We start from the raw sequence: 16246 nt of genomic DNA on the forward strand, positions 1-16246 counted from the left end.
GAACCTGATCGACAATGCGCTGAAATACGGGCGCGAGGCGCAGGTGCTGACCGGCGGCGACGCGGACGAGGCCTGGATCACCGTCACCGACCGCGGATCGGTCCTGACCGAAGACGACCTGGCGCGTCTGACCGGGGCCTTTCAGCGCGGAGAGAATGCGGGCACCGCCAGCGGCGTCGGGCTGGGCCTGGCCATCGTCTCGACCATCGCCGCCCAGCATGGCGGACGGCTGGAATTCCACCGCGCGCCGCAGGGGCTGGAGGCCCGTCTGGCACTGGCGCGCAGCTGGGCCTAGGGACCCCCGACGGAACTCTTGCGAACAAAACCGCGTTTTGTTGGGGAATTCGCAAGAAAGGCTATCATCATGACCCGTGCAGACCGCATCACCCGCCTTGGCTGTGCCGGCGTCGTGGCGCTGCTGAGCGTCACGCCCGCCCTGTCGGCAAGCCCCAATCAGCCGGTCCAGGGATGGAGCGCGATGCAGGGCATCGAACCCGCCGCCCTGCTGGAGGACATCCAGTCCATGCCGGTGTCCGAACTGGCCATCGACGACCAACCCTATTGCGCCGCCGACGCCGAGATCGCCGCGACGCTGGAACAGGATTTCGCCGAACACCCGGTCGAGATGGCCGGCGCTCAGGGCACCGAGCTGTGGGGGTCCGATCAGCTGGGCACCTGGACGCTGGTCGCACCGCGCGATGACCAGACCAGTTGCATCATCGCCAGCGGCATCGGCTTCAGCGACGACCGCAGCACGCAGGCCTATTTCCAGGTCGCCGGGCTGTAATCAGCCCACCCGGCGCAGGAACGCCCGCGTGCGGTCGTCCTGCGGGTTGCCGAAGATCTGCGCAGGCGGTCCCTGCTCGACAATGCGTCCACCCTCCATGAACACCACCCTGTCCGCGATTTCGCGGGCAAACTGCATTTCATGGGTGACGATCAGCATGGTCTGGCGTCCGTCCGCGATGCGGCGGATCAGGTCCAGAACCTCTCCCACCCATTCGGGGTCCAATGCGCTGGTCGGTTCGTCGAACAGCATCAGGTCCGCATCCAGCGCCATTGCCCGGCCGATGCCGACGCGCTGCTGCTGACCGCCGGACATGGCGGCGGGAAAGCTGTCGCCCCGGTCCGCCAAACCGATCTGGGTCAGGATGTCGTCGGCCTTCGCCTGCGCCTTCTCGGCGGACCAGCCGCGGACTGTGGTCAGCCCTTCGGTGATGTTGCCGCGGGCGGTCTTGTTCGCGAACAGGGCATAGTTCTGGAACACAAACCCCGTGCGCCGCCGCAGGGCAAGGATCTGCGCCTTGGTCGCACGCGCGGCATCGACGGTGACGTCGCCCATGCGGATCGTGCCCTGATCGGGCTTGTCCAGCCAGTTCAAGCAGCGCAAAATCGTCGATTTGCCGGTCCCCGACGGGCCGATGATCGCCACGCGCTCTCCGGGTTCCAGGCACAAATCGATGCCGTTCAGCACCGTGTTGTCGCCAAAGCGCTTGACCAGTCCGGTGATCTCGATCTGACAGCTCATCGGGCGACGGCCTTTCCAAGGCTGGATTCCAGCCGGCGCTGACCGACGGACAGGGTTTCGACGATCACCCAATAGAACAGCGCGACCACCAGGAACGCCTCCAGGTACAGAAAGCTGCCGGCGGCCTCTTTCTGCGCGGCGCCCATCATCTCGGTCACGCCCAGGGTGAAGGCCAGCGAGGTGCTTTTGATCATGTCGATGAAATAGTTCATCAGCGTCGGCGCCGCCGTCCGCGCGGCCTGCGGCAGGATGATCCGGCGCAGCAACTGTCCTTGGGTCATGCCGATGGACTGGGCGGCCTCCCACTGGCTGCGGTCGACACCCAGGATCGCGCCACGGATGCTTTCGGCCATATAGGCCGAAAAATGCAGCGTCAGGCCGATGATCGCCGCCGTCACCCCGTCGATACCCGTCATCGCCGGCACGACCTGGGGCAGGCCGAAATAGAACAGGAACAGCTGCACCAGCAGCGGCGTGCCGCGGAAAAAGCTGATGAACACCGCCACGATGCGGTCCAGGACCGGCACGCGCAGCACGCGCACGATGGCCAGCGCCGACCCAAGGGTCAGCGCCGCCGCCATCGCGACGATCGCCATGAACAGCGTCAGCGGCACATAGCTCGCGATGACCGGGACCAGGTCCCACATATAGGCGGTGTCCAGGGGCCGCATGTTACTGCGACACGGGTTGCGTCACGTCGGCGTCCAGCCATTTCTGGGAAATCTCGGCCAGAGTGCCGTTTTCCTTCAGGGTGGTGATGGCCGTGTCCACCCGGTCGCGCAGGGCCTGTCCGGCCTCGTCGTTGCGGAACGGCAGGGCGTTGCGGATCTCCGAGAACGGCTCTCCGGCCAGTTCCAGCGGCAGCGGGCTTTGCGCGATCACCTGGGCCGAGGAGACGCGGTCCATGACAAAGGCATCGACGCGGCCCAGGGCGGTGTCCTGTTCGATGTTGCTCTCATAGGTGCGGATGTCGATGGCATCGGCATTGGGCAATTCGCGCAGCAGCTGTTCGAAGTTCGACCCCAGGTTCACCGCGACCGTCTTGCCGTCCAGGCTTTCGGGGCCGGCGATGCCCGCCTCGTTGCCTTCGCGCGTCACGATCTGGGCGCCGTCATAGACATAGGGCTGGGTAAAGGCGAAGGCCGCCTCGCGTTCGGGGGTGATGGTGATCTGGTTTGCGATGGTGTCGATGCGGTTCGATTCCAGCGCGCCGATCAGGCCCGAAAACGACATGGTGACGAATTCGACCTCGTCGCCCGTCTCCTCGGCGATGGCGTTCAGAAAATCCACCTCGAACCCCTGCAGCGTGTCCGCGCGGGTGAAGGTGAAGGGGAAATAGCCGCCCGACATGCCGACGCGGATCGTATCGGCCGCGGCGGGCAGGGCGGTGGTCAGGGCAAGGGCAGCGGTCAGGACAAGCGTGCGCACGGGAAATCTCCATAGGTTCTTGGACGTTACCTGCGATCTGGCGATGCGATCCGCAAGCAGGGCGGCGGTAGAAAAGGACAAAGATGCGGCAGGCCGCAGCGCCGCGGAACAAGCCCTGCTGGCGCAACGGCGGGCGGGGAACTTCGTTCCATGACGGGTCCGGGGACCGCGATCAAGCGCGCGAAGGCTGCGTCATCGCCTTGATCGCGGCGACATGGGCGGGGTCGGCGGCCAGGGCATCGGTGGCCAGGGCGCGCGCGGCGTCCATCAGGTCGGGCGCGGGTAGGATGCGGTCCACCAGGCCCCAGGCCAGCGCCTCGCGGGCGTCGATCCTGGCGCCGGCCATCAGGATCATCCGTGCCCGCGACGGCCCCACCAGCGCCACCAGGCGCGCCGGATCGCTTGGCTGCGGCAGAAAGCCCAGCCGCATCACCGGATAGAAGAACCGCGCATCGGGCACCGTCAGGCGGATGTCGCAGGCCAGCGCCATACCGAACGCGCCCCCGGCCAGCGACCCGTTCAGCGCCGCGATGGTCAGGCAGGGCAGATCGGCCAGCGCGGCCGACAGATCCTCCCATTCGGGGGCCGTGGCCAAGCCCGCGCGAGCCTGTTCCAAGTCCGCACCGGCGGAAAAGACCCGGCCCGTCCCGGTCAGGATCAGCACCCGCGCGCCGCTGTCGCGGGCCTGCGCCACGCCTGCGCGCAGGTCGCGCAGCATGCCTGCGGTCAGGGCGTTCGCCTTGTCGGGGCGGTCGATCGTCAGCAGGGACAGGCCGTCCCGGTGGTGGCTGCGGATCACGACTTGTTCCCTTTCCCTTTCGGCGGCACTGTGTCAGGAATTCCCCCGATTTCAGGTTTGCGAAAGGTATCCGCCATGAACCGTCCCCTTGCAACCTCGGCGCTTGCGCTGATCCTGGGCGCGGGCCCGGCCCTTGCAGATGTCACGCCCGCCGAAGTCTGGCAGAGCCTGCAGGACAGCTATGAGCAGATGGGCTATGCGGTCGAGGTCGGGTCCGAGGACGCCTCGGACGAGGCGATCACCGTGACCGACGTGGTCCTGACCATCGACGGAGAGGCAGACGCCCCCGACATGGTCCTGACCCTGCCAGAGATCGTGCTGACCGCCGTCGGCGACGGCACCGTGCGGTCGGTCGTGGGCGGCCAGATGACGCTGGAGAGCAGCGCCGTACCCGAAGGCGACAGCGAGGCCGTGGGATTCTCCATGACCATGGACGCCCCCGGCAACGAGACGATCAGTTCCGGCACGCCCGAGGCGCTGACGCATGATGTCGCGATGCCGACGCTGACCATGTCGGGACGCGCGCTGGACAACCAGAACGAGGTTCCGCTGAACGCCACCCTGACCGGCGTCACCGGCAGCCAGACCGTCACCGCCGCCGCCGACGGGGCCAGCACCCAGACTTTCGAAGGTCGCGCCGACGCGATGGAGGCGCAGATCACCGCATCCGGCCCGTCGCTGGCCGCGGCCGAGACGCCCGAAACCACGCCGGATGCACCAGACGCGCCCGAAGCGCCCGACGCCCCTGACGCGCCCGAGGCCCCGGTTGCGACTGCGGAAACCGACGACTTCCAGGCCACGATCAGCATCGCCGACCTGACCATGCAGGGCGATGGCACCAGCCCCGCGGGCGAGATAAACTTCGGCAACCAGCCGACGCAGGCGCTGCAGGCGGGCTTTGGCGGCAAGGGCAGCTTTGGCATGGGCGCGACCAGCGGCAGCTTCACCGCCAGCACCCTGACATCGGACGGCAGCCGGAACGATTCCGAAGGCAGCTTTCAGGCGGCGGGCGGCACGCTTGCCGTTGGCATCTCGGCGGACGGCCTGTCCTACGAGGGCAGCATGACCGACATGACCACCAACCTGACCGCCACGGACATGCCGTTCCCGATCTCCTACGCGGCGGCGGAAAACCGGTTCCGGCTGGCCATGCCGATCGTGGCGTCCGACCAGGAGCAGCCGTTTGCGCTGACCTATGTGCTGGACGGGCTGACGCTGGACGATGCGATCTGGCAGGCGCTGGACCCCGAGGCGGCCCTGCCGCGCGACCCGGCCAGCCTGACCATCGACCTGGAAGGCAACGCGCTGCTGACGCAGAACTTCATGGACCCGGACTTTCCGCAGCAGGTCGAGCCGGGACCGGACGGCGCCGCGCCGATGCCCTTGCAGCCGCGCAGCCTGACGATCAAGGAACTGGCCCTGGACGCCGTCGGCGCCACCGTCGATCTGACCGGCGCGCTGACCTTCGGCGACGATCCCAGCCAGCCGGTTGGCACCATCGAGGGCACGTTCGGCGGCATCAACGGCCTGCTGGACACGCTGGTCGCGATGGGCGTCGTGCCGCAGGAACAGCTGATGGGTCCGCGCATGATGATGGCGATGTTCGCCCGCCCGGTCGAAGGGTCCGAGGATCAGCTGCAGACAGAGATCGAGTTCCGCGAGGGCGGCGCGATCTTTGCCAACGGCCAGCAGATCCAGTGATCCGCACCGCATGACAGCGGGCCGGGGCATCCGTCCCGGCCCGACCCTTTCGCCTGTGAGGCCCCCATGACCGACGCCGCCGATCCCCTCCGCCTTCAGCGCCTGTCCGAGGCGCTGATCGATGCCGCGCGCCGGGCAGGGGCCGACCAGGCCGACGCACTGGCCGTCGACGGTCGGTCCGTCAGCATCGACATGCGCGCCCGCGCGCTGGAACAGGCCGAACGCGCCGAGGGGCTGGAGATCGGCCTGCGCGTGCTGGTGGGTGGGCGCCAGGCGGCGGTGTCTTCCTCCGACCACCGCGACGCCGCGATAACTGAGATGGCCGCGCGTGCCGTCGCAATGGCGCGCGAGGCGCCGGTGGACGACCACCTGGGCCTGGCCGACACCGACCAGCTGGCGCGCCATCGCGACGCCGCCGGGCTGGAACTGGCCGAGGATGCGCCCGAACCCGAACCCCAGCACCTGCAGGACCTGGCGCAACGCGCCGAGGCCGCGGCGCTGGACGTGGCGGGCATCTCACAGGTCGAGGCCGCCAATGCCAGCTACAGCCAGCGGCGCATGTGGCTGGCGGCGTCGAACGGCTTTTCGGGCGGCTATGCGCGGACCGGGCATTCCCTGTCGGTCGTGGCCATCACCGGCGAAGGGCTGCGGATGGAGCGCGACTATGCAGGCGAATCCCGCGTCTTCGCCGCCGACCTGCCCACCCCCGAAGAGATCGGCGTCCTGGCCGCGGAACGCACGCTGGCCCGTGCAGGCGCGCGCAAGCCGCCGACGGGTGCCTTTCCCATTTTATATGACCGCCGCGTGTCGGCGTCGCTGATCGGGCATCTGCTGTCGGCTGTGAACGGGTCGTCCATCGCGCGCGGTGCCAGCTGGCTGCGCCGCGATCTGGGTCAGCCCGTCCTGCCCGCCGGCATGGACCTGGCCGAGGATCCGCTGCGCCCGCGCTATCCCTCGTCGCGCCCCTTCGACGCCGAGGGACTGCCCACGCGGGCGCGCCTGATCGTGTCCGACGGCGTGCTGCAGGGCTGGACGCTGGATCTGGCCACCGCGCGCAAGCTGGGCATGGACAGCACCGCGTCCGCGGCGCGGGGGCTGGCCTCCAGTCCGTCCCCCAGCCACAGCAACGTGATCCTGACGCCGGGCCGCGCCAGCCGTCAGGACCTGATCGAACGGATGGGGACCGGGCTGGTCGTGACCTCGATGCTGGGTGCGTCGGTGAACGGCACCACGGGCGATTATTCCCGCGGCGCGGCCGGGTTCTGGGTCGAAAACGGCCGTATCGCCTGGCCTGTGAACGAATGCACCATCGCCGGCAACCTGCGCGACATGCTGATGACGCTGGAGGCCGCCGACGACGCCCTGCCGTGGCGCGGGACCGAGGTGCCCAGCCTGCTGGTCCGGGGCATGACCGTTGCCGGGGGCTGAGGCCGACCTGGACCTGCTGACCGCCGCCGCGCGGGACGCCGGGCGCATCGCCTTGCGGTTCTGGCGACGCGATCCGCAGGCCTGGGACAAAGGCGACGGCGCGGGCCCGGTGACCGAGGCCGACCTGGCCGTCAACGACGCCCTGCACGCGACCCTGACCACCGCGCGTCCCGACTACGGCTGGCTGTCCGAGGAATCCGAGGCCGACCCCGCCCGACTGGACGCCGAACATTGCTTTATCATCGATCCGATCGACGGCACCCGGGCCTTCATTGACGGGCAGGACGGGTTTTCCCATTCGCTGGCCGTGGCGCGGGGCGACCGGATCGTGGCCGCGGTCGTGCACCTGCCGGTTCTTGACCTGACCTATGCCGCGCATGTCGACGGTCCCGCCACGCTGAACGGCGTCCCCATCGCGCCCACCGATGCGGGGGTCGAGGGCGCGCGCGTGCTGACCTATCGCGCGGTAGCCGACGCGCCGAACTGGCACAGCGGCATGCCCGGATTTCGGCGCGAGTTCCGGTCCTCGCTGGCGTGGCGGCTGTGCCTTGCGGCCGAAGGGCGGTTCGACGCGGCACTGTCGCTGCGCGCGGCGTGGGAATGGGACATCGCGGCGGGGGCGCTGATCGCGGAACGCGCGGGTGCCCGCGTGACCGACCGGCGCGGCCAGCCGATGCGGTTCAACAGCGAGGCGGCGCAGGTCGACGGGCTGATCGTGGCCGGGGCGCGGCTGCACGGCGATCTGCTGGCGGCGCTGCGCTAGATCAGCCGCGACCCTGCGACCTGCAGCAGGCCCAGCCTGCGCAGGCTGTCCACCGGGTAACCGTCGCTGCCCATCAGATCCAGGCTGAAATCCGGCTCCAGCCTGCGCAGGGCCAGCAGGGCGTGGACGGTGCCTTCCTCGTCGCGCTGCGCGTATCGCAGGGCGGCCAGAAACCGCAGCGCGGGTCGGTTGTCGGGGGCAAAGCGGTGCACGGCCTCCAGGTGGCGGGTGGCGGCGGACAGATCGCCCGCGCGCATCATCGCGACCCCGATTCCCAAGTGCCAATTGGCGGGGTTCAGGCTGGACAACGCCTGATCCAGCCCGGCCCGCGCCTGCGCCGCGGAATCGGCAAAGCGGTCCACGCCGGCCAGCGCGCGGGAATGCGCCAGCCGCGCCAAGGGGTTGCCCGCATCGGCCAGCACCGCCTGACGCGACAGGTCGAACGCGATCTGGTCACGGTCCAGATAGGCCTCGACCACCGATTGCACGGCCAGGGCTGTGGCATGAAAGGGGGCGGCCTGACGGGCGCGGGCGGCAAGCTCTGCCGCTTCGGCGATGGCTTGGCGCGGATCGGGGGTCAGGCGTTCAAAGGCGTGGGTCGTGCGGATCCAGGCGCGCAGCGACAGGGTCACCGCCGGGGTGATGCTGTCGCTCAACTGCGCCAGCACCTGATCGGCGCGTGCCAGCCGGGGCGCGGAAAAGCTGAACACGTCCGCGAACGAGATTCCCATCGCCGCCCCAAGCGCCCGCCCCTGGTCCAGCACCTGCAGCATCCCCAGGCAGCAGCGCGCGGCCAGATCCTCCAGCCGCCCGTCCAGACCGACCATCGGCGCGGTCAGACGCTGCGACCACATCACCCGGCCCGACGGTTCGTGGATCAGCCGCACCACCAGGCTGAAGACGCCACCCTGCACCCCCGCCATCGACGACACCCGCACATAGGCCCCCCGCGGCGCGCGCCCGGGGCCAGAACGGCAATGGGCAGCAGGTCGGCGGCCCGGCCCGCGGCTTCGGACAGGATCATCGTGGCCAGCACCATCGCGTCTTGCCCGATGGCCATCGGATCGGCCAGCAGCAGGTCGGGCAGTGCATCCGCCGTGACGACCTGGACCGGGCGGTTCGCTGCGGTCTGGCGCGCGTCACGCAGCCAGTCCTCGAATTCGGGGTCGGGGATGTCCAGGTCGGCCGCGAATTCGGGCACCTGGCCGTCGGGGCCGGGGCGGGCGGCCAGATCGACCTGCACCCGGTCGGGGTCCAGCCCGACCCAGCCCGGCCCGGTGACCAGCGCGTCGCGGGCGGGGCCCAGCCCTTGGCGGATCTCTCTCAGCAGCTGGCGCAGGCTGGCATTGCCGTGATCGGGGTCGCGGTCGCTGAACAGCAGGTCCTGCAGCCGCGCCCGCGTGACGCGCAGGCCCCGTGCCGTGCCCAGGACCGCCAGCGCGCCCCGTGCCCGCATGCCCCGCGGGGTCAACCGCTGGTCGGCCGGACCGGTGATCTCGACCGGACCGATCAGGTGCAGGGTCAGTCGGTTCATGGCGGTGTCTCTTGGAAGAATGCGGAAAGGTTATCCGTTCACGGCTTCGTGTGATAGGTTAATCGAGTCGCCCGTTCCCGTTTTCCGTGGTGCCCCATGTCGCTGTTTCACGCCAAGCATGCCAAGCATGCGAAATCCGATGACACTCCGGATGGTCAGGGGGCGCTCTTGTCCCTTGCGCTGATGCGCAGCCGTGATGCGATCGCGGGGACCGAGGACGTGCGGGGCAGGGACGGTGTCCCCGCCGCCCTGTCGCCGGGCGCGCGTCTGGCGCGGCTGGACCCGGACCACCGGGCGGCGATCCTGCTGGCCGAACTGTCCGAGGATCTGCCGCTGTCGGCCGATGACGGTCCGTCCGGCGCGCCATCCGCAAGCCTGCTGTGCCGTCAACCGGACGGGACCTGTGCGCCGCTGATCAGGATCGACCGACCCGATCTGGAACAGTTGCGCGACGCCACCGCCATGGTCGGCCATTACGCCGAACTGCGCCCCGACCGCGCCCCCGAGATCGAGGTTCAGACCCACAGCCTGATGCCCTTTTTCGCTGCAATCCGCCCGTTGGAGCCGTCACGAAACCCCGCCACGGTGGAGATGCTGTCCCGCGCGCTGGAGCTGACAACCGCCGCCGTCATGCGTCTCAAGCTGGCGCTGGCCTGTCCGCGACCCAACCAGTTCAGCGACATGATCCAGCCGATGATCGCCTGTCCCAGCCATCCCACCCTGCCCAGTGGCCATGCGACCCAGGCCTTTTGCCTGGCCATGCTGCTAACCCGGCTGGACGACCCCCACGCGCCATTGAAGGCCGATGACCCGCTGTTCCGACTGGCCTGTCGTATCGCGGTGAACCGGACGGTGGCCGGGGTGCATTTCCCGGCCGACAGCGCCGCGGGGGCGGTGCTGGGGATGCAGCTGGCGCAGTACATGATGGCCCGTGCCGATCCAGCCGCGACGGTCCACGCGGCCCGGTTCGACGGGCATCGGTATCACGACAGCGGGGCCGCGCGCGATTTCCACTATGGCGTGCTGGCCGAGATGCTGGACGGTGCAGACCCCGCGACCACGCTGACCGGGGACACGCTGGCCGCGCGCCCCGCGCCGCTGTGGACGACGCTGGTTGCGCGCGCCCGCGACGAACGGTCGGACCGGTGGAGCTGACGGCCGCATGGACCGCCCCACGTCCCGCCCCGGCGGGGTTGTCGCCCGCGCTGGTAGAGTGGTGCCGGCGTCACCGGGTCACCCCGCCGGCAACCGCGCCCGATGTGCCGGCCCTGATGGCGCAGGCCTTCGGGCGGATGGACCGGGGCTGGTTCCTGCCGACGGCGGTCCTGCCCCCGGACGCGGTGAACGACGACACCGCGCCCGCCGGTGTCGGGCCGCTGATGGCGGCGGATGCGCTACCCGACCCGGCGCGGGGCTGCATCATCGCCGTCATCGACGACGCCATACCATTCGCGCATCAGCATCTGCGCCTGCCGGGGGCGCTGTCGCGGGTCGCGTCGCTGTGGGTCCAGGACGCCCGCGTCGACCCGGACGGACCCGGCCGCGACCTGCCTTGGGGAATCGAGCTGCGGGGCGACAGGATCGGAGGCTGGCTTGCGGGGCTGGAATCTGGCGCGATTGCGACCGAGGATACGGTCTATCGCCGGGCAGGGGTGGTGGCGATGGACCGCCGCACGACGCACAGCGCCGCCTTTGCCGCGGGCCACGGTGCGGCGGTGGCGCTGCTGGCGGCGGGCTTTGCGCCGAATGACCCGTGCGCACGCGACCATCCGGTGATCGGGGTGAACCTGGCGCCGGGGGTGATCGCGGACACGTCGGCCACGCTGGCCCAGGACCCGCTGCTGGCCGCCATCGTCTTTGTCATCACCCGCGCCCGGATGCTGTGCCGCCAGGTCGAGGGCGCGCGCGGCCTGCCCGCCGACAGCGTGCGCCTGCCCGTGGTGCTGAGCCTCAGCCTGGGGCTGACGGCGGGACCGCGCGACGGCACCGGCCTGCTGGAACGGTTTTTGGACGCGCTGGCGACGCATGGGTCGACCGGGCTGGGGCCGGTGCATGCGGTGCTGCCCACCGGCAATCACCGCATGGCCCGCCTGCGCGCGACCCTGCGCCCCCAAGGCACGATCGGCTGGCAGCTGCCGCCCGACGACGCCACCCAGACCCCTCTGGAGATCTGGGGACCAATCCGGCCCACGCGCCCGGACTGGCCGATGCGGGTCGGCCTGACGCCGCCCGGCGGGGCCGAGGCCCGGACCGGCTTTGCCGCCCCCGACCAGTCCAGCGTGCTGCGCGACGCGCGCGGGCGCGATCTGGCGCGGGCGTCTATCGGGTGATGCCGCATCCTGACGGCTGGCGCGAATGCATGACGCTGATCGTGGCCCCGACCTGCCCCGCGACCGTGGGCGACAGCTGGGCGCCGCCCGGCCGGTGGCACCTGGCGCTGGTGCAGGGGGACGGCGATCACGCGGTGTCGGTCCAGCGCGACGACGTGCTGCGCGGTTTCCCGCGAGAGGCGCGGCAAAGCTGGCTGCGCCAGCCCGCCTATGCCGACCTGGACGACCGGGGGTTTCCCGTGCTGCTGGACCCGCCGGATGACGGACCCGCCCGGGTGCAGCGGGCGGACACGGTGAATGCCTATGCGACCGGACGGTATGGCCTGCGGGTGGGCGCGGTGGACCGGCGCGGGCAGGGGCTGGCCTATGCCTCGTTGATCGGGGCGGCGCGGGGCGGGGATCTGCTGGCTTTCGTGGACCGGTCGCAGGCCATGCCCGGCATGATCGTGCGCGGCCGCACCAGCGGCAGTTTCGGCCTGATGAGCGGCAGCTCGATGGCGGCACCACAGGCGACGCGATGGCTGGCCGCGCAGCTTGCCGATGGCAAGCGCCCCACGGACCGCGCGGCAATCCACAGGCTGGCGGGCGGGTCGGCGGATGGCCCGTCGCCCGTCCTTTCGACCCGGTTTCGACACGAATGATCCTTTCACGCCGATTTCACGGCGGCATGCGAATCACGATGCACAGGACGAACGGATCGTCCGCACGGGGGATAGGCCATGAAGGACAAGGATACCGCGGAATTCCAGGACATGTTGGCCGCCCTGCGGATGCTGGGCGCGGACCCGGTGCCCGGCGCATCGGTCGGGCGGGCGATGGCGCGGATGCAGACCACCGGCACCGCAGACAGGCCCAGCTGGGCCGCCCTGCACCGGCTGGAGCGCGAGAACGAGCTGCTGATCGACCATGCCGAGATGCTGGCCTGCGCGCTTGGCGCCTGTCCGAACTGCTGGGGTACCCTTGAGGATTGCGAGGAATGCGGCGGCGTCGGTCGGCCCGGCGCGTTCAATCCGGACCGGACCTGCTTTGACCATTTCGTGCTGCCGGTCATCATCCGGGTGCTGGGTCACGGTCCCACCGAAACACCCGGCGCCTGACGCGCGCCGGTTCCGATACCCGCAGGGCCGTCTGTCGTGAGCGGTGTGGTGTTATTCGTACCCGTCCTGCGGGTGGATCGGCGGAAGGCTGTCTGGGGCAGCCTTCCGCCGATCTGTTCAGAACAGCGGCGGCAGATCGAACGGATCGGACGCGGCGGGGCGCGTGGTGGCGATGGTCGCCCCCGGTCCCGACAGCGTCGCGATCTGCTGCGCCAGGGTCGAGATCGCCTGGCTGGCAGCCGCCGCCGTGGCGGCCGGTCCGGGTGCCGTCATCGGCACGCGGATGTCAAAGCTGCGCGCATGGTTCGTGCCGCCCCCCGACAGCCCGTCATCGGACACGAAATACCGCCCCGACAGGCGATAGCTGTTGTCGGCCTGGGCCAGGGCGCGTTCGACGCGCACCTCCAGGATGCGGGCGGGGGGCTGGGCCAAGGGCCAGGGTTCGCTGATGACGGTGGCGCCCGACACGTCGCTGATCGCGCGGGCCAGCGTCGTGGTGAACGACCGCGCCGGATCGTCCGCCCACAGGTTGTCCGAATTCGACCGGACGGCCCCGTCGACGGTCTGGAACGCGACCTCCTGGTCGGCGGCGTATTCGGGCAGGGACACGTCCTTGAGTTCCGCGGTGCCAAGGCGGTTCGGAACCTGGACCCCCGCCACCGGCGGGTCGATCAGGAAACGCCCGGTCTTTTCCGAATTGGAACAGGCGCCCAGCAGGGTGACCCCGATCAGGGCGGCGATGGGCAGGGCGGGCAGGCGCAGGGTGCGGTGGGGCAGCATCATGTCTATCGTCCCAGAATGAAGGCGCGGGGGTTGCGTTCGATCAGCCGGGCGACCGAGCCGATGGAGGAGGTGGCACGCCGCAATTCGCGCAGCGCCCCGATCAGTTCGTTGTTGAAGGCCGACCGGTCGCCATAGCTGGCAAACAGCGTGTCGGCCCGCGCCGCGGTGACCTGCAGGCGCTGCAGCAGTTCGGGCAGCTGCTGGACCGATGCCGCGATCTGGTCGGCCGCCTGGCTGGCGCTGTCCAGCGCGTTGTTCAGGCTGCCCACGGCATTGCCGTCGCGCAGGTCGTCCAGCAGGCCCGTGGCCGATTCCAGCACGTTGGATAGGTTGCGCGGCAGCTGTTCGGCATCTTCGCTTCCCAGCATGGCGCGCAGATCGGCCAGGATTCCCTCGGCCTGCAGGCTGATCTCGGCAAAGCCGAATTCCTCGACCGCGGCGGCCGCGGTGTCGATCTGTTCGACCATCTCGGGGACGCCCACCGCGGCCTCGGACACGGCGGTGAAGGCGGCGGATGCCTCGTCCAGCATCCGGGCCAGGGTCTGGCCGCTTTCGGCCTGACGCAGATCGCCGGTGATGGTGCTGATATCGGCCAGCGCGACGCTGCCCCCTTCGATCGCCTCGCGCAGGGCGCCGGGGATCGCGCGGGTGTCCTGCGACGTCGCCAGCGCGGTGATCCCGTCCAGCGTGTCGCGGGCCGAGGTCAGCAGTTCCTCGATGGGCAGGTTGACGATGCGGTTGACCAGGCCCTGGGCGCTGGCGGTGAAATCGTCCAGATCGCCCGGCACCGACGGAATCAGCGGGTTCGGGTCGGCATCCATGTCGATCGTCGCGGGGTCCGCATCGGGCACATCCACCAGCTCGACCATCAGGGTGGTGCCCAGGAATCCGGCGCTGGCCACGCGGGCGCGCAGCCCGTCGCCGACCTCTTCGGTCAGCAGGGCCAGCGCGTCTTCGGCGGTGGATCCGTCCGGCAGGCCCATCCGGCGCGGAGAGATCAGCATGGTCACCAGCTGGCGCGGCACGGTGTTGCCCTGCCCGTCGTCGGTCAGGCTGACGGCCAGTTCGGTCACGCGGCCGACGCGCAGGCCCTGGAACTGGACATCGGCGCCGGTGGACAGCCCTTCCAGGCTGTCGTCGATCAGGATGCCCACGCGCAGCAGGCGGGTGTCGTCATCCTCGAACCGGGCGGTGCGGGCGGTGCCCTCGTCCGGCTGGACGGCGAATTCCTGGCCGGGTTCGATGGGCGTGCCGCCACTGACGAACGTCTCGAACGCGACGCCGCCCTGCAGCAGCGACGACAGAGAGTTCACGTTCAGCGCCACGCCCTGCGTCCCAAGCGAGACCGAAAAGCCCGACGTGTCCCAGAACACCGTCGAACTGGTCAGCCGCGCGTCATGGGGCGATTCCACAAAGGCGTCGACGACGACGCGGTCGCTGCCCTGGTCCAGACGGATGTTTTCCAACCGCCCAACCTGGACGCCGCGGAACAGGACCGGGGCGCCCTCGGACAGGCCGTCCGCAGTCTCCATCGACAGGGTGACCCAAGTGCCCGGCTGGTCGTTGCGGATCAGCGGCGGGCGGTCCAGCCCGGTAAAGCGCAGGCCCGGATCGGAAACGTCCGAGTCCCAGTACCCTTCGATGAACGCGCCGCTGAGGACGGTGTCCAGGCGCGTGACCCCCTGGGCGCTGACCTGGGGACGCACGATCCAGAAGGACGCGTCGGTGTCGATGTACTGCGACACGTCGGTGTCCACCCGGACCGACACGACGACACGCGACAGGTCGTCGGTGAATTTCACCCCCTCGACCCGGCCCACGGTGATCTCGCGAAAGCGCAGGGTGGTTTCGCCCGGCGTGATGCCGGTGGCGTCCGCGAATTCGATCTCGATCACGCTGCCCCGGTCGCGGAACGCGTTCCAGGCGATGCCAAGCGTCACGATCAATGCCACGATGGGCACGATCCAGATGACGTTGATACCGGCCTGGGCCGCGCGGGCGGCCGTCTTGCGCACCGGGCTGGCCGGCGTCAGGGGCGGGGGTGTGTCCGTCATGGGGTCGTGATCCTTGGGCGTTCGTACGGGAAATGCAGGCGGTCAGGGTTCGCGGCGGGTGCGCAGGGGCAGGCCGCGCCAGATCAATCGTGCGTCAAAGCTTTGCGCAGAAAGCATCGTGAAGGCAACCGACAGGGCAAAGGACACCGCCGCCGGGCCCGGCTTGATCGAGGCGACGAACCCCAGCTGCACCAGCGCCGACAGGATCGCCACGACGAACACGTCGATCATCGACCAACGGCCGATGAATTCGACCACCTCATAGACCTTCAGACGCGAATGGGCCTGATCCGCGCTGGCGGGACGGCCCGCGACGACCGCCAGCCAGGCGATGGCCATGAACTTGCCCACCGGCACGATGACCGAGGCCACGAAGACGATCAGGGCGATGTCGTAACTGCCGTAATGCATCAGCTCGACCACGCCGCCCAGGATGGTCGCCTCGGAATTTCCGGCCAGGCCCGCGAAGGTCTGGGTGCTCATCATCGGGAAGACGTTGGCGGGGATATAGGCGATCAGCCCGGCCAGCCACCATGCCCAGACCCGTTGCAGACCGCGGCGGTCGGGCGCGACCAGATGCGCGCCGCAGCGGTGGCAGCGCGCCTGATCCTGTGGCCAGACCCGGCCGCAGCGATGGCACCCGGCCAGCCCGGCGCGGTGCGCGGTCAGGACGGGGGCCGCGGGTGGTCCTGCAGGCGCGCTCATGCGTCGCCGGGGGTGGTGAGGGGGTCGCGGGGGCCGGGATAGTCGGTCTTCATTCCCGCATCCTCGATCGCAGTCCCAGATCGAGGTCTCGGCACA

At 69.8% G+C, this 16246-nt stretch carries 18 protein-coding genes; 9 read left to right on the forward strand and 9 right to left on the reverse strand.

The annotated features are described in order from the left end of the window. Both TY51_RS17660 and TY51_RS17665 read left to right on the forward strand, forming a co-directional pair. Positions 1–295, forward strand: a 295-nt coding sequence (locus TY51_RS17660; RefSeq protein WP_042252105.1) for a sensor histidine kinase, incomplete at its 5' end; no start/stop codon positions are given. Positions 296–364: 69 nt separating this feature from the next. Then, complete coding sequence (locus tag TY51_RS17665; protein ID WP_042252109.1) at positions 365–787, forward strand: hypothetical protein; 423 nt, start codon at positions 365–367, stop codon at positions 785–787. On the opposite strand, the gene TY51_RS17670 is transcribed toward TY51_RS17665, so the two are convergent. From TY51_RS17670 to TY51_RS17685, 4 genes are all read right to left on the reverse strand, one after another. Next, complete coding sequence (locus TY51_RS17670) at positions 788–1528, reverse strand: amino acid ABC transporter ATP-binding protein (RefSeq protein ID WP_042252112.1); 741 nt, start codon at positions 1526–1528, stop codon at positions 788–790. It abuts the gene before it with no gap. Beyond that, positions 1525–2199 (reverse strand): amino acid ABC transporter permease, encoded by a 675-nt coding sequence (locus tag TY51_RS17675; RefSeq protein WP_042252115.1) that lies wholly within the window; start codon positions 2197–2199, stop codon positions 1525–1527. Before TY51_RS17675 ends, TY51_RS17670 begins: the two co-directional genes overlap by 4 nt. Position 2200: 1 nt before the next feature. Next, on the reverse strand, positions 2201–2956 hold the full coding sequence (locus TY51_RS17680; protein ID WP_042252118.1) for an amino acid ABC transporter substrate-binding protein: 756 nt from the start codon (positions 2954–2956) through the stop codon (positions 2201–2203). A gap of 172 nt (positions 2957–3128) precedes the next feature. Continuing rightward, a complete protein-coding gene (locus TY51_RS17685) occupies positions 3129–3755 on the reverse strand; it encodes an enoyl-CoA hydratase/isomerase family protein (protein WP_042252121.1) in 627 nt (208 codons plus the stop codon). Positions 3756–3830: 75 nt separating this feature from the next. Between TY51_RS17685 and TY51_RS22245 the strand changes: the two genes are divergently transcribed. The 3 genes from TY51_RS22245 (at position 3831) to TY51_RS17700 (ending at position 7647) form a co-directional block, all read left to right on the forward strand. Continuing rightward, positions 3831–5456: a hypothetical protein gene (locus TY51_RS22245; protein WP_042252123.1), complete on the forward strand. Its 1626-nt coding sequence runs from the start codon at positions 3831–3833 to the stop codon at positions 5454–5456. A 66-nt stretch (positions 5457–5522) separates the two neighbouring features. Further along, positions 5523–6884 (forward strand): TldD/PmbA family protein, encoded by a 1362-nt coding sequence (locus tag TY51_RS17695; RefSeq protein WP_042252126.1) that lies wholly within the window; start codon positions 5523–5525, stop codon positions 6882–6884. Next, positions 6871–7647, forward strand: coding sequence for a 3'(2'),5'-bisphosphate nucleotidase CysQ (locus TY51_RS17700; RefSeq protein ID WP_042252128.1), 777 nt, complete (start codon positions 6871–6873; stop codon positions 7645–7647). Before TY51_RS17695 ends, TY51_RS17700 begins: the two co-directional genes overlap by 14 nt. On the opposite strand, the gene TY51_RS17705 is transcribed toward TY51_RS17700, so the two are convergent. Beyond that, positions 7644–8585, reverse strand: coding sequence for a hypothetical protein (locus tag TY51_RS17705; RefSeq protein ID WP_197054824.1), 942 nt, complete (start codon positions 8583–8585; stop codon positions 7644–7646). The two genes, TY51_RS17700 and TY51_RS17705, sit on opposite strands and share 4 nt — an antisense overlap. Beyond that, complete coding sequence (locus tag TY51_RS17710; RefSeq protein WP_042252134.1) at positions 8525–9181, reverse strand: hypothetical protein; 657 nt, start codon at positions 9179–9181, stop codon at positions 8525–8527. Before TY51_RS17710 ends, TY51_RS17705 begins: the two co-directional genes overlap by 61 nt. 96 nt (positions 9182–9277) lie before the next feature. Between TY51_RS17710 and TY51_RS20540 the strand changes: the two genes are divergently transcribed. The 4 genes from TY51_RS20540 (at position 9278) to TY51_RS17730 (ending at position 12608) form a co-directional block, all read left to right on the forward strand. Then, positions 9278–10336 (forward strand): phosphatase PAP2 family protein, encoded by a 1059-nt coding sequence (locus TY51_RS20540; protein ID WP_052650420.1) that lies wholly within the window; start codon positions 9278–9280, stop codon positions 10334–10336. Next, positions 10327–11511 carry a hypothetical protein gene (locus tag TY51_RS17720; protein WP_042252136.1) on the forward strand — a complete coding sequence of 395 codons (1185 nt, stop codon included), beginning with the start codon at positions 10327–10329 and terminating at the stop codon, positions 11509–11511. The genes TY51_RS20540 and TY51_RS17720 overlap by 10 nt, the downstream gene beginning before the upstream one ends. Continuing rightward, on the forward strand, positions 11508–12152 hold the full coding sequence (locus tag TY51_RS17725; RefSeq protein ID WP_197054825.1) for a hypothetical protein: 645 nt from the start codon (positions 11508–11510) through the stop codon (positions 12150–12152). The genes TY51_RS17720 and TY51_RS17725 overlap by 4 nt, the downstream gene beginning before the upstream one ends. A 78-nt stretch (positions 12153–12230) precedes the next feature. Then, complete coding sequence (locus TY51_RS17730) at positions 12231–12608, forward strand: hypothetical protein (RefSeq protein WP_042252141.1); 378 nt, start codon at positions 12231–12233, stop codon at positions 12606–12608. 117 nt (positions 12609–12725) lie between these two features. On the opposite strand, the gene TY51_RS17735 is transcribed toward TY51_RS17730, so the two are convergent. Genes TY51_RS17735 through TY51_RS17745 form a run of 3 tightly spaced genes read right to left on the reverse strand, consistent with a single transcriptional unit; the run spans position 12726 to position 16150 of the window. Continuing rightward, complete coding sequence (locus TY51_RS17735) at positions 12726–13391, reverse strand: membrane integrity-associated transporter subunit PqiC (RefSeq protein ID WP_052650422.1); 666 nt, start codon at positions 13389–13391, stop codon at positions 12726–12728. 2 nt (positions 13392–13393) lie between these two features. Then, on the reverse strand, positions 13394–15445 hold the full coding sequence (locus TY51_RS17740; protein WP_052650424.1) for an intermembrane transport protein PqiB: 2052 nt from the start codon (positions 15443–15445) through the stop codon (positions 13394–13396). Positions 15446–15487: 42 nt separating this feature from the next. Then, a complete protein-coding gene (locus tag TY51_RS17745; protein ID WP_042252145.1) occupies positions 15488–16150 on the reverse strand; it encodes a paraquat-inducible protein A in 663 nt (220 codons plus the stop codon). Between the last annotated feature and the right edge of the window lie 96 nt (positions 16151–16246).

This window comes from Paracoccus sp. PAMC 22219, assembly GCF_000787695.1.
Taxonomy (GTDB): domain Bacteria; phylum Pseudomonadota; class Alphaproteobacteria; order Rhodobacterales; family Rhodobacteraceae; genus Paracoccus.

What these genes read in the sequence shown, in the direction of transcription:
- TY51_RS17665 (WP_042252109.1), top strand. Translation starts at nt 365, where the DNA reads ATGACCCGTGCAGACCGCATCACCCGCCTTGGCTGTGCCGGCGTCGTG.
- TY51_RS17670 (WP_042252112.1), bottom strand. Translation starts at nt 1,528, where the DNA reads ATGAGCTGTCAGATCGAGATCACCGGACTGGTCAAGCGCTTTGGCGAC.
- TY51_RS17675 (WP_042252115.1), bottom strand. Translation starts at nt 2,199, where the DNA reads ATGCGGCCCCTGGACACCGCCTATATGTGGGACCTGGTCCCGGTCATC.
- TY51_RS22245 (WP_042252123.1), top strand. Translation starts at nt 3,831, where the DNA reads ATGAACCGTCCCCTTGCAACCTCGGCGCTTGCGCTGATCCTGGGCGCG.
- TY51_RS17695 (WP_042252126.1), top strand. Translation starts at nt 5,523, where the DNA reads ATGACCGACGCCGCCGATCCCCTCCGCCTTCAGCGCCTGTCCGAGGCG.
- TY51_RS17710 (WP_042252134.1), bottom strand. Translation starts at nt 9,181, where the DNA reads ATGAACCGACTGACCCTGCACCTGATCGGTCCGGTCGAGATCACCGGT.
- TY51_RS20540 (WP_052650420.1), top strand. Translation starts at nt 9,278, where the DNA reads ATGTCGCTGTTTCACGCCAAGCATGCCAAGCATGCGAAATCCGATGAC.
- TY51_RS17730 (WP_042252141.1), top strand. Translation starts at nt 12,231, where the DNA reads ATGAAGGACAAGGATACCGCGGAATTCCAGGACATGTTGGCCGCCCTG.
- TY51_RS17735 (WP_052650422.1), bottom strand. Translation starts at nt 13,391, where the DNA reads ATGATGCTGCCCCACCGCACCCTGCGCCTGCCCGCCCTGCCCATCGCC.
- TY51_RS17740 (WP_052650424.1), bottom strand. Translation starts at nt 15,445, where the DNA reads ATGACGGACACACCCCCGCCCCTGACGCCGGCCAGCCCGGTGCGCAAG.
- TY51_RS17745 (WP_042252145.1), bottom strand. Translation starts at nt 16,150, where the DNA reads ATGAGCGCGCCTGCAGGACCACCCGCGGCCCCCGTCCTGACCGCGCAC.